This window comes from Phycisphaerae bacterium (assembly GCA_041652575.1).
In the GTDB taxonomy this organism is placed as follows: Bacteria; Planctomycetota; Phycisphaerae; order Sedimentisphaerales; family UBA12454; genus UBA12454.
This window is the reverse complement of the sequence record JBAZHC010000004.1, coordinates 238,356-252,215: the sequence shown is the minus strand read 5'-3', so window position 1 is coordinate 252,215 and position 13,860 is coordinate 238,356. Positions and strand designations below refer to the sequence as shown.

Sequence of the window (13,860 nt, the reverse complement as noted above, 5' to 3'; positions counted from 1 at the left end):
GAAGAAAATTATGCCGGAGTTTACGGCGAAGAGATGACTTGGTTGAAAACCATAAAAGCGGTTCGATAAACGATTTAAAAATAATAGAAAAATATATTTGACTGGAAGCACGCTTTCAGAGATGACAGTAAGCAATAATAGATTTCTCCGCTTCGTCTCGATGGGTCTAGACTTCGGTCGAAATGACTATTTCTCTTTCAGCAGATTGATAATGGCGGAAACGGATTTTTGTGTTGCACCTTGATTGTCTTTGATAACTTTTTGGCCGGCGGAAGCGATTTGCTGAGCGAATTGCGGCTGGTCAAGGCAATTCTGAATTGTCTCGTAAAGTTTCTCTGCATTCTTTACTTCGATAGCGCCCTGAGAGAGAAGAAGCGACTTGACGGTCTCTTTGAAATTGAAGGTATGAGGGCCGAAGATTGTGCATTTGCCCATTGCCGTTGATTCCATCATATCCGAGCCGCCCATCGGCACGAGCGAGCGGCCGACAAAAACAATCGTCGCCAGTGAATAAAATTTTCTCAAATCGCCCATAGTGTCGCCGAGGATTACGGTATCCTTATTGGTTTCGGTGCTTTGCCCGCCGGATTTTATTCGGCTGTATCTTGTCTGCTCAAAGCCTGACTGCGTAATCAGGTCTGCGACTTCGTTAAACCGTTCGGGTTTGCGGGGGACAATTGCCAGGCGAAGATTGCCGTATTTTTCCTGCTGTTTCAATTTTTTGAATACGTCGAGTATGATTTTTTCTTCATTCGGTCCTGTGCCGCCTGCGACCCAAAGACGCCGGCCGGCGATGTTGAGCTGCGCGGCGAGTTTGTCGGCTCCTTCGACTTTGTCGGCTACCTGTGCGGTATCGTATTTCAGGCTTCCGGTAATGACGGCTGCTTTAGTGTGTCCGCCAAGTGCGAGGAAACGGTCGGCGTATTCGGCGGTTTGAGCGAGGAAAAGCGGAACTTTTTTGAAAGTTGGTTTTACGAAAAATTTGACAAGATTATATCTCGGGAAACTTCTGTCGCTGATTCTGCCGTTGACGACGACGACGGGAATTTTTAGGCGATGCGCCCTTGAAGTGAAATTCGGCCAGACTTCAAGCTCCATCAGCAGGCAGATGTTCGGCTTTAATCTTTTAAACGCACGATGCACGATAAAAGAAAAATCGAACGGGAAATAAAACACCTTCAGTTCTTTGCCGTATAATTTATTGGCCTGCTCGATGCCTGTATCGGTGGTGGCGCTGAGGATTATTTCGTACTGGGGCAATTGTTTTTTAAGCTCGGCGATTATTGTTTTTGTGGCGTTGACTTCGCCGACGCTGACGGCGTGAATCCAGATACATTTTTTATCGGGGAAATTTCGGCGGATTTTGCCGAGTCTTTCGCTCCAGCCGTGCCTGTAACGGTTATGCATTATAACTCTGTACAGGATTTTCGGGCTAATTGCGATAAGTGCAAGAAGATAAATAAGGTCGTTAAGACATTTCATTTTTTGACGTTAATAGCCTTTAAAATATAAATGCGCCCGAAAGGATTCGAACCTTTGACCTACGGATTAGAAATCCGTTGCTCTATCCAGCTGAGCTACGGGTGCTCAAGATTTAAGTCGTTGCAGTATAACGACTTCCTATACAGACTGTCAACCCTTTTTTAGCCTGCAAAGACAGGCGTGCCAAAATGTACCAATTTTTGACGCAAACCTTTGACTGTTGCCGCATAGTATTCCTTCTGCGGACATTGCACCAGCCCCTAATGGCGATGGAATAGTGAATTTCCTCGATTTTACACTGATAGTAGAAGCCTGGTTAAAATAATATAATTTGTGTATAAATGGGGAGAAGGTCAAGGAAATATTAAAACGACGAGCTGAATTAAAGCACAAAGTAATGATTGAAAGAAAAAAAGTTAATTGTACAATGACCGTAGTGGAGCCGAAAAAACTCTCTTAGAAATGAGCTTCTTTTGTGCCATTCTTGCTGACGACATACATGTTGGGGACAGATTTACATCTTTTTTGTACAATTATGCCGAAATAATATTTGCACCCTACGGAAAGGAAGGGTGCATTTTGTATATTTCACTGGCGGCCAAAAGAAATGCGCCTTGTGCATAATTTGTGAAATCTTCTTCCTTGACACTGCCTGGTTTACTTGCCACAAGCTGAACATGTCCGAGACGGCCTTGCGAGTTTACGCATCCCAGCAGTCCCTGCCAGGCTTTAGTTGCCGCCGGTAAATATTTCGATTTATCCAGATATCCGCGGTTGATACCGGCTGCCAGTCCATAGCAGAAGAAACTGCTGCCGCTTGTTTCCGGCATATCATACCATGACGGTTCGTTGAGACTGCTTCGCCAAAGGCCGTCGGCCTGCTGATATTTGACAATACCTTCTGTCATTTTCCGGAACAGTTCGAGATATTTGTCCCGCGTCGGCCAATCAGCGGGCATATTATCCAAAATTCTAATCAGGCCTGCATATACCCAGCCGTTTCCTCTGCTCCAGAAAACGCTGTTTCCCTGAGGCGTTTTAGCGGTAAAATATCGCAGGTCGCGATAAAACAGGTTGGCCTTTTTATCTAATAAAAACTCAGTTGTATCCCAATAGAATTTATCCATAAGTTTCAGATAACGTTTATCATTAGTAACCGTGTACATTTTAGTAAATACCGGCGGCGCCATAAACAGCGAGTCGCACCAATACCAGGCTTCTCGGCCTCTGAAGGAACGTTTACTGTCTTTGTTCGTTACGTGGGGCATTTCTTCATAAGTAATAGTTCTTTTACCGAAATAACCGGCAAGTTTTCTTTCGACATCTGCTCTCATATTCGGGTCTTTGTCCAGCAGATACATATCAAGGAAAGTTTGTCCGGCACAAAGATAATCCGCGTGAAACGGTTGATTTGCCAGTTTCCAGCCGGCTGCTTTTCCCCAGTCTTTTACAATATCGTAAAAATATTTATCGCCGGTTGCCTTATAAGCGGCCAACACACCTGTATAAAAAGTTCCTGTCTTCCAGTCTGTGCCGTTTGTGTCATCAGCGAACTGCTTCTGAAAAACTGTAACCTGTTTCATTGTTTGCAGAATATACGCGCGGTCGAAGAATGTTTCTTTTGTTTGAAATTTAATGCGAGGAACACCGCCTGTATTTAGTTCAAAAACAGTACGTCCCGAATTGGTGTCAAATATTATAGTGTTATCAGTGTAGTTTATACACGGCGTTTCATCGGCAGGGCCGAGAGGTACTATAACAGATATGAACTTTGCGGTTTTCACAGGTTCTGTTACGGCTTTCATTCGCCAGACCTGTGTGAAGGTATCGATTGGTTTTTCGATGTCGGTTATTTGACCGGTCAGCGTAAGTTTTTCAGGGCTGAAGAATTGAACAATCAGCCTAGATGGGCCGTTAGGATTGATTTTACCAATATCGCCTTTATTGGGATGATATTTTCCTCTCGGCACAGGGCCGCCATCGTCAATAATCTCAACGGTTCGGCCGGTAATATTTCCCGCTCTGCGAGTGTTGAGAATCCACTGATAAGAATGATTCACATCAGAAGCAAGATCGTCGATAATTACAAACCATTTGCCGCCGATTCCGTAAACCGTCCGGTCGAACTGTTTTAATTGCGCATTACTATCATAATTGCCTGCCGCCTGTGCCTTGATATAAAACAGGTTGCTGTCGCCTGCGAATTTCGTTATCCGAGGAGCCTGACTATAAGGTGTAATGGAAGACAGCCACGTTTCACCGTCGCCGATTTGTGTGAAATCGCCGGGCATTATAGTGTTATGGTTAAATGTACGTTTGCACATATCGTAACCGACATCGAGAGCCAGCGGTATTCCACGATGAAACAACTGCCAGCTTGCGGCATCGGGATGATTATGTCCCCATCTGCCTCCGAGGCCCGCTTCGTAACGTTTTGCGCCGCTATCGCAGCCATAAGGTCCGCACTTGAAAACAAAAAACGTGTCGTTGGCATCCCAACTGCTATGGCTGGCTACGACACCGATATCATCAAAGTAATGCAATTTCTGCAGGTTCAGTTCTTCTGGGCCGGCCGGCTTTACTCGAGGGTCATAAACAAGAAATTCCCATACTCTACGTTCATCGTTTCTTGCAGCGCTTACATCGTTAAGCGAATTGCATTTATCCGCGACCCATTGTGCCAATTGTGCATAAGGTCCGTTTTGACCTGCCAGTGCGCGCGAGGTAACCGATGGATAATTTTCAATTTCATCTATTATGCAGTCTGAAAAACAGGCCTGATTTTGCCAGTCCGTTGTCGTAAGATAAAAACGAAAAGCCTCGGTTGTCTTAAACCAGTTGCTTGAATCGTATAAATTTTCACCGGTGAGTCTTTGATATGCGAGAAAATATTTGACAAACCATTCAGATACGCACGACCAGTAATGTACGCCTTCCTGATAAGAACCGTCTGTCGGCAGCGTTGCGATGGTGCTGTCAATACACCATTTCGAATAGTTTGCCCAGTCAGCTGCGGTTTCGTCGCCGCCGTAGGCGCAGCCGTCGCCGTACAGGGTCATGCCTGCAAGACCGAATCCGATAGGCCGCAGATTTACATGGTTAAACTGCCATGCCCCCGATTTGCCCATTGCGACCGTGACTTCATACCATGGCCGGGTGAATATCGAAATTTTCAAACGAAGCTCGTCACGTTCCTGCGGAGTCAGAACCGGATAAAGCCAGTCGTATCCAAGTGCCAGAGCAGGGGTCCCGAATGTATAACTCAAATCGCTCGGCATCCAGTACTGGTCGCAGATATCCAGCAGCCAAAGTTTAGCCTGTGCAAGCACGGTCTTATCCTGCGTCATAACGTATCCGAACGACTGCAGTATCGCGGCAGTCCAGTTATTGTGGCCGTTGAGTTTGCCGGCGAGCTGATTATTTACGGCTTCAATCAGCCGGTCGTACATGTGTGCGTGCGTACCGCCTGCCATGTTTTTAAATTTTTCAATATCTTCCTGTTTGAACATAAGACGCGGATGAATTCCGCGGTTGGCTTTCAGCGCATTGACAAGACTTTTGTTTTTAGATGCCGTTATGGGTTGATAAATTTCCTGTGACGAAGTGTTTATTTTTCCGAGGTCTGCCGGTTTTTCCGTAGAAACATTCAGCCATTGTCGTTCTACGGCATTGCCTTTAACCAGAGCAATATCTGCCAGAGGGTTGATTGTAATTTTATCGACAAAGGCTGTGCCCTGACCTTCGGCTAAAATTTCAAGCTGCACGTAATCTGTTTCTGCGGAGGGCGTTAAGACGCAATTAAACTGCTGCCATTTGCCTGTTGCCGGCAAATCGAAACGCTCTATCGCCTTGCGTGAAGGTCCTGTGTAGTAGTTGGCGACAAGACTTATTTTCGGCCCGCTGCTGCGGCAGGCGATGCCGAAACTTTTCAGCCCTGACAATGCTATCGGAGTCTCGACAGCGGAGCCTGCGAGTTTATTTGGAAAATTCAGTGCAACTGCACGACCGTTTTCTCCTTTTAATTCGAAAGCCATGCAGCCGTTACCATCGAATGGCGATTTGTTCGAAGAATAAACCCTGCTTTTGTTCGGGGGCCACGCGACTGCGGGCCAGCTTCTCGGCCATGAATTTTCGACCGATTCGAAATCCAGATTCCAGAACCGCTCTCTGCTGCACCGTTGTACAGTAATATCGTCGATGTAAACTTTTCCATTACCTGTGAAAGTAAAGTCCAGCCTGAGAAGGGCGCCCTTGTCAGCGGTGAAAACGGCTGTTTCAATTATGCTCCATTTACCTGATATCCGATACTGTGATGTATAAGAATCGAGATTGGCGGATTTGCTGTCTTTAATCGTTACTGAAAGCATTGCCGAACATTTATTCTGTGATTTTACCCATGCACGCACGATATAATATTCTTTTGGCTGAACGGTAATCAATAGATTGTTAGCTTTTAAAGAAAAATTCGCCGCTTCATCATTTGGGATGTTTAAAACCGCACAGCCGTTGAATTCATGACCGATGCCGGATGAATAGTTAAAGTCCACCGCCGCAGGAGATACCTGCCAGCCTTGTGCGCCTAATGAAAAATCTTCAGAGTAGATATTAGATTTTGCCAATGCCAATAGGGGTAAAAATACGATAATAAAATAAGATGTGACGACTCGTTTCAGCATAATGTTTATAACACTCCATTAAATAAACATTTTCAATTCAATTTTAACCAAAAACTATTGTGTCAAAGAAATCCGGCCTATGGAAGTCCGGCCGAGGTTTGTCGATTTTGGCCCATGTCAGCCAGTGAGGATGAGAACTGTCATCGGCGCATTTATAGAAATTTGCCCGCCATTTAACTCCTGCAGCAGGCTTGCTGACTTTAGCGTAACTTTCAAGGATTTCCAGAGGCAATGTATAATGCAGTGTCCACGTAATTGGTTCTTTGATTTCCGGCTCGACTATTTTTGGCATAGAAGTCTTAATTTTTATTTTTTTACAGTTTTGTTCTGAAATTTGTATTTTATTTTCGTTTCTGGCGGTTTGATGAAACATTAACATTGTTCCGCCGCAGTTGATTTCGAGATTGAAATAACCATCAGAGATATTTTCGCCGGGCGTAAAAAAGAATTCGGCGCAACTGTCCCTGCATACGGGGTCGTGCAGTTTTTGAGCAACTGCTCTGACATACTGGTCTTCAATCCTGAAGAAAACATATATGTTTTTCTCGTCGTAAAGGAGTTTTGCCTGAGTTTTTGGGAAATGCCGGGGTTTGGAGCCCATATAATTTTTCAACTCGAGGGTATTTGCCTGTTCCCATTGGACTTTATCCAAACCGGCCGCAGCAGTTCTTTTGATTGTATAGATAGAATTCATTTTATTTGCCTTTTATTCTGTTTTGCCGGGAAAATCGTCTGTCCTGAAGGGCGACGCGGGCAAAAATTCTTTGTTATAAAGATTGCAATCAATCCAGTTGGCCCAGCCATATCGGACTGCTGCCGGATTTTTAATCTGTTCCGACCAGACTAAAACCGTATTACCATCAATTTTTGCGTTTGCCCAGACAAATTTCCTGTCAGCACCGGCAATCGCAAAACCTTTGATTGAATCTCCTTTTGCCATAAGGCCTGAATCCGCATATTCGAAAGATGCTCTTACTTTGTTGCCTTCGATTTTCATACTTTTGTATAAAGGCCCTGAATAAACGATATCTTTGAAACCATAATCTTTCGCCAGTGCCCAAAGTGCCAGACGTTTGCCGACATCCTGTTTATTTTTTGGATGAATGTTTTTGGCTTCGCCTATATCCATTGCAACAGCCATTCCTGTGCTTGTCAGAGATAATGTCATTGTTTGAGCTTCGCGAAGCATAGCCCATTTCGAATCTGGAGGCGTTGTTAAATCAGTTTGGCCATAGGCGGCTATCTGAACGAAATAAAAAGGAAAATCTCCCTGTTTCCATTCGTCTCTCCAGTTTGTAATCATAGCCGGGAATAATTTTCTGTAGGCAACAGCATCATCGACGTTTGATTCGCCCTGATACCAGATAACGCCTTTTATCGCAAAAGGAATTAACGGATGAATCATCGCGTTATATAAAGCGGCGCATTTACAATGTGCTTTCAACTGAACCGGCGGGCTTGGTTTCCTGGCGGCAGGTTTTCCTTCTGCAACAGCCCTGGCAACATCTTTTTTCCACTGATTCAGTGTTTCAGCGTACTGTTTTAGATATATTTCTTTATGTGCCTCGTTATTGGCATCGTTTTCGAGATATGTGTTCAGCCTGTTGTCTTTTGAAAGTATTTCTTTATTTGTCCATGCCTGTGCAGGGGAACCTCCGAAAGACGTGTTAATAAGTCCTATTGGTGTTTTCAGTTTTTTATAGAGTTCTTTGCCGAAGAAATAGCCGACAGCGCTGAATTCAGCCGCCGTTTCAGGGCTGCATTCGACCCATTGGCCGTTGCAGTCATCGAGCGGTTCTTTCGATGTAGTTCGCGTAACATTGAACAGGCGGATGTTCGGAAATTTTGCTTCGGCTAATTCCTTATCTGCATTAATAGATTGTTTAGTTAAAAATTCCATATTCGACTGGCCTGAGCAAAGCCAGACCTGGCCGATGAGAATATTACTAATTGTTATGCTGTCTTTGCCGCAGGTTATCGTTATTGTGCAGTTTTCGCCTTTTTCAGGGGTTTTTAATTTTGCTATCCATTTTCCTTGCTCGTCTGATTCGACAGTAACGGCAGCCTTGTTCCATGAACAGGCAATTGTGATTTTGCTGTTGGGTTCCGCCTTGCCCCAAATCGGAGCGGTCGAATCTGCCTGCAAAACCATATTGTCGGAAATAATCGAGGGAAGTGTTATTGCTGCACAAACTGTAGATGCCAGTAAAATCAGAACCGCCAGACAAAAATACTTTTTCATTCGATGTAATCCTTTTAAAAAACATTAATAGTAAGAAATTTAATCTCTGGGAAGTCTGCCACTGTCAGTGTATTTCGCTGTTAGGACCGATTCGACTTATCAAACAATAAAATTATTATGCAGGTTCAAGCCTGATGTTAATTATTTTTTTGGCCGGTACATCGAGCATCACAGTATTGCCGAACTTCAGAGCCAGTCTGCCTTTCGGTATCGGCTGTTCGAGCATATCAGCAAGTTCGGCTGACTTGAATTTGCCCGCGGCAAGGGTCATCGGAGTTTTAATCGGCCAAGTTGTCGGGTTATACAATCTGACTATTAACGCTGTTCCATCCTGCGAGCATTTTACTGCGCTTATGTCAAGACCGTCTGAGCCGAAGTTTAATAGTGAACAACTATCCGGTTTTGATTCGTCAATAGTGTCCATACACTGAACAGTTTTCAATTGCAGGTTATGCTGCTGTGCCTGCGGCCATACCTTTCCTTCCTGCCAATCGCCCTTATGAGGATACAGCGAGTAGCGGAACTGATGCGGTCCGAGACACTGGCTGCCCATAATCGGCGGAATTTGCGTCTCAGGGTCAAGCCTGCCGTGCAGAATGCTTCGTACGAGAGTTATTGCAAGTGTTTGCCGGCTGTCTTCCAGAACATCGTATTCAGGCAGTCCGTCTGAAAGCAGGGCAAAACTGCGTTTACCGCCTGCCAGGTCGACAAAGCTTATCATCGGATAAGTCTGAACTTCTCCGAGGTCTCGCAATTCGCTCCATTCTTCCTTTTTCAATTTTTCAGTCGACCGCTGAACGACATCGAAAGACGAATCCGCCCACGAACTGTCGACAGCAGTATCAGTCGGCAGCATAACGCGAAGACGATGATCGCATGCGTTATTGACAAAACTTGTTTCTGCATCGACTCTTCGTGCGCCTTTGCGAAGTATGAAAGTCGATTCGATATTAAGGTCAATCATCTCGTCGCTGCGATTCTGATAAGAGTATGTGATAAAGTGTTCCATTCGTCCGACTTTCACATTATCGAGGTCGAGCGATTTCGGTATCCGCATTTTATAATTTACGACAAGTCTTGCCTGGAGCGGCGACACATAGTCAAGCCTGCATGTTGCTTTAGCGTCTTTCGATGAAAAGGTTTTGTTGTTTGCCGGCGGTATCAAATACCAGCTGTTGCGTGCGGCACGGTCCATACCATCATCTTCGAAGTAATGCAGGTCTGTGAATTTCTGCGAGGTCGTTTTATCGAATAATTCCAAAGTTCCGTTCGGAGAAACAGTTACTTTGAGATATTCGTTTTCCATCCAGTTATCGCCTGCGGCAAGGAGGTTGTGCGGTGCACAATTGCCGTTGAAGTTAAAATTAAACTGCCGCATACCCATTGACGGGATTTTATCCGCTTCGAATTCGACTTTAAGTCTTCGGATAAATACGGCAGGGCAGCCGATAAGCTGAAGTTCGAGACTTACCGATTTAGAAATGGATGTTTCTATTATGCCGCACGGTATGGTTTTGCCGGCTGCATCGGTTATGGATATTGAGCCTTTGTAAGCGTCTGAAGGAATATCGATATAAGCTTCTGTTGTTTCACTTCTTTCAAACGGCAGTGGATTGAAAACGACCAGTCTGCATTTGTCAGTTTCTGTTTTTCCGCTGCCGAGAGGTTTGCTGATGGAACCCAAACTTCGATGCAGCAGTGCACGGCTGCGGTTGACGACCTGTTTGTACCGCCACATCATATCATCGTGTACCTGGTCGATTGAACAGCCGCCGATAGCGTCGTGCGACTGATTAATCAGCATCATTTCCCATGACTGGTCTATTTCGACGTTCGGATATTTTTGGCCGTTTAGCCAGTCGAAGGCGGAGAACGGTTCACACCATCTGCTTAAGATATACTCGGCATTGCGGTTTGCCTGTTTGAGATACATACGTGTAGAAAGAATATTACAAAGCCGAAACGCGAAGCTTTCCTTGTGCGGGAAACGCATTTCGCCTTTGAAGGTCGGTAACGATTTCACGGACTGTTTAACTTTCGCGAAATATTCCGGAATTGTGCTTAAATGAATATCGTCATTTTTGTGTCTCTTTTTGAGTTCTGCAACCATTTGCAGAATATCCGGGCACATCTGCTGTGCATCGCATAAATCGCCAACAAGCAGGTGCGGCGTGGTTACCTCTGTGCGGATTTTTTCCACACACTTTAAAAACTCATCGTACAGCACATCATAGTTGACTTTACAATTCATATCATTGCCGTACAACGGAGTCTGGTCCGCGGTAGGCTGGTCGGTGAGCCTGTAAGCGTCTTTGAGAAGCTGGCTGCCGGCCTTTACATATTCGGCCTCGTAAGGCTGCGGCGGCAGTGCCCTGCGTGTAGCGAGGAAGAAACTTGCTCTGGTGGTGCCTGGAGAACGGATAAAGAGAATTTGTGTGCCGTCAGGGGATTCCCATTTAAACTCAACAGGATAAGCGTGACCCGGCACGCCGTGATATGAGGCATAAGTATCGATTCCAAACCCGGCAAGTATCTGCGGCATCTGTGAAATCTGGCCCCAGGAAGAATTGGTCATTGCTTCCATCATTGATTTGCCGAATTTGCGGCAGTTTGTGATGCCGAAAAGAAGATTTCTAATAGTACTTTCGCCGAGTGTAACGCCAAAGTCAGGCAGGCTGTACCATGGACCTATCAGCAGTCTGCCGGATTTTACGAGTTTTCCTACACGTTCCTGCATCTGAGGCCGAACATCAAGATAATCTTTTATAGGCAGAAACTGACCATCAAGAACAAATGCCGGGATTTGAGGGTTGGCCTCAAGTAAATTCATGGTATTTTCGAGCATTCCTATAAGACGCTGGCGTGTTTCTTCGAAATCGTATCGCCACTCACGATCCCAATGGGTACCCGGCACGATGTGTATTTCACATTTATCAAATTTTGCTGACATCAAAGCTCCAATATCCTTAAGTTATAATACCAAAAAAGCTTAAAACTGCTCATTTCTTAAGTCTGAATAAGGGCTGTATGGCCTGACTTTTGAAACCGACAAGTATATGCTGAAACGCTTTAACACTTATAATAATACATTTTTATTGGAATTTCAAGTAGAATATGTTATTATCACTCACAAGTAAAAACGCGATTAAATATTTGATTGCGTTATATCAGGTTTTTTTGGGATATAAAACAAAAAAGACCCTATTACGGCCGTTAAAGGTAATGGAAGTAATTACTTTTATCGGCCAAAACAATAAAAATAAATTTTATGGGCTGTATAGTCAATATATTCGTTATATTCATTAATTAGAAAATTATTAACTCAGTCATTAAACGATGATATTAATTGAGGGAAGATTATGACCCCGAAACAAAAATTTATTCTTGCTCTGGAGGGCAAACAGCCGCAGGGCAGAGTGCCGCATTTCGAACTGGTGTTTTTCCTGACAATGCAGGCCTTCGGTAAAGTACATCCGCGGCACAGGTCTTATCATCAATGGGACCAGATGCATCCGTCCGAACAGCAGCTTCATATCGACGATATGGCCGACCTTTTTATAACTATCGCGCGAAAATTTGAACATGGTGCGATATTCATAAACGGTCCGGAGATATGGGGCAACGACAGGCTTGGCAATACGCTCAGGGTAATCGAGCGAATCCGCGAAAAAGCAGGTGAGGAATTTTTGCTGATGATGCACGGCGACGCGACTTATGATGTGCCGGGCGGCGATAAGATGCTCGAATTTATTAACAGTATAGCGGATAATCCTCAAAAGCTCAAAGACGACGCTCAAAGAAAAATCGATGATGCCGTCCAAAGAGCAGAGCTTATAAAAAAACACGGCGTGCTCGATTGTTTCGGAATGTGCTGCGATTACTGTCTTAATACGGGGCCGTTTCTTTCGCCGGCGATGTTCGGCGAATTCGTCGCACCTTATCTTAAACAGCTTATAACGGCATATCGCAGGATGGGTTTTTATACTATTAAACATACCGACGGCAATATTATGCCGATTTTAGATTATCTTGTTGACGCAAAACCGCACGCTATTCACAGTCTTGACCCGCAGGGCGGTATCGATATCGCCGAGATAAAAAAACTTATCGGCAAAAAAGTATGTCTTATCGGCAATGTTAACTGCGGGCTGATGGATACCGGCACCGACCGGGAAGTTATCGAATCGGCTGAATATGCCCTTAAACATGGGATGCCGGGCGGAGGTTATATTTTCTCCACCAGCAACTGTGTCTATACAGGTATGAGGCTGGAAAGATACGAACTTATACTCGATGTCTGGCGGAAAAAAGGTAATTATCCGGGATAACCTGCGGGGGTTTCTATGTCTATTGATTTTGCAAAACTTCACAATGATGTTGTCTTCGGCAAAGCCGGCGGCAAAATTATCTGGCAGCCGAGAATAGGCGCATGGTTCAACGACAGAAAATTTTTTCATATACCGTTTCCGCACCCCTATGCCGATATGGATTTGCCTGATATTTACCGTTCACTTGGCTGTTCGGCCCGCATTTACGATTATCGTTTCAGTTTCAAACGCATCGAGCATCCTGAAGTAAAAGAATCTATTCGACAACTCAGTGATACTGATTTCGAAAAGACTATTACTACTCCCGCTGGTAAACAAACGGTTGTTTTGCGAAATACGCCTAACAGCGATGTGCCGATACATCTGAAACGTGAAGTCGCAACTGAAGACGAGCTTAAAGTCTCGGCATGGCGTGAACTCAACACCAACTGGCAGTGGGACCAGGATGAGTTTGACAGGCTTTGCGCAAAATGGAAAGGTCTCGGCGCTGCGACAATGTATATTCCGCGAATGAACGTTCAGGATTTGTACCTTTCTAAAATGGGCGTGGAAAAGGGTATTTATGCCATTATGGATTGGCCAAAGACGGTTGAGGCTTACTTTGAAGCACTGGAAATATGCCACGATAAATTGATTGAACTTATCAATAAATCGCCGATAAATATTCTTAATTTCGGCGAAAATATTCATGCCGGTACAATCGGCGAGGATTTATTTTTGAAATATCATTTGCCGGCATGCCGCAGACGCTGTGACAAACTTCATAAAGCCGGCAAATTTATTTCTTCTCACTGGGACGGCGATACAAAGCCTCTTTTGAAATATCTCTCACAAACCGGGCTTGACGGCATCGAGGCTATTACTCCAAAACCGCAGGGCGATGTAACTCTTGAGGAAATCAAAGAGGCTCTGCCTGACGGAATGGTAATGATGGATGGAATACCGGCTATCCTGTTCGATGATATGTTTCCGGAAGAGATGCTTATAGAATATACGAAAAAATGTATCGAGCTTTTTGCGCCAAGATTGGTACTCGGTATATCCGATGAAATTTCATCTACCGGCAATCTTGAACGCATACGGATTGTAGGGCAGATTGTAAACGAATATAATTCACAGTTTGATTGAGCAA

At 44.6% G+C, this 13,860-nt stretch carries 7 protein-coding genes and 1 tRNA gene; 2 read left to right on the top strand and 6 right to left on the bottom strand.

Translation table 11 applies throughout. The annotated features are described in order from the left end of the window. Window positions 1-186 precede the first annotated feature (186 nt). The 6 genes from WC496_04885 to WC496_04860 form a co-directional block, all read right to left on the bottom strand. Complete coding sequence (locus tag WC496_04885) at window positions 187-1,482, bottom strand: 3-deoxy-D-manno-octulosonic acid transferase (GenBank protein MFA5292354.1); 1,296 nt, start codon at window positions 1,480-1,482, stop codon at window positions 187-189. 31 nt (window positions 1,483-1,513) lie between these two features. Then, a tRNA-Arg gene (locus WC496_04880) sits at window positions 1,514-1,587 on the bottom strand. Window positions 1,588-2,039: 452 nt separating this feature from the next. Beyond that, window positions 2,040-6,158 carry a glycoside hydrolase family 88 protein gene (locus WC496_04875; protein ID MFA5292353.1) on the bottom strand — a complete coding sequence of 1,373 codons (4,119 nt, stop codon included), beginning with the start codon at window positions 6,156-6,158 and terminating at the stop codon, window positions 2,040-2,042. Window positions 6,159-6,201: 43 nt separating this feature from the next. After that, on the bottom strand, window positions 6,202-6,852 hold the full coding sequence (locus tag WC496_04870) for a carbohydrate-binding family 9-like protein (protein ID MFA5292352.1): 651 nt from the start codon (window positions 6,850-6,852) through the stop codon (window positions 6,202-6,204). A gap of 12 nt (window positions 6,853-6,864) precedes the next feature. Next, window positions 6,865-8,400, bottom strand: coding sequence for a sialate O-acetylesterase (locus WC496_04865; GenBank protein MFA5292351.1), 1,536 nt, complete (start codon window positions 8,398-8,400; stop codon window positions 6,865-6,867). 115 nt (window positions 8,401-8,515) lie between these two features. Further along, entirely contained in the window at window positions 8,516-11,350 is a 2,835-nt protein-coding gene (locus WC496_04860) for a glycoside hydrolase family 38 C-terminal domain-containing protein (protein ID MFA5292350.1), read from the bottom strand. Window positions 11,351-11,759: 409 nt separating this feature from the next. Here WC496_04860 and WC496_04855 point away from each other — a divergent pair, with 409 nt between their 5' ends. Next, window positions 11,760-12,728: a uroporphyrinogen decarboxylase family protein gene (locus WC496_04855; protein ID MFA5292349.1), complete on the top strand. Its 969-nt coding sequence runs from the start codon at window positions 11,760-11,762 to the stop codon at window positions 12,726-12,728. A gap of 15 nt (window positions 12,729-12,743) precedes the next feature. Further along, window positions 12,744-13,856, top strand: a complete 1,113-nt coding sequence (locus WC496_04850) for a uroporphyrinogen decarboxylase family protein (GenBank protein MFA5292348.1) — start codon at window positions 12,744-12,746, stop codon at window positions 13,854-13,856. Window positions 13,857-13,860: the final 4 nt, after the last annotated feature.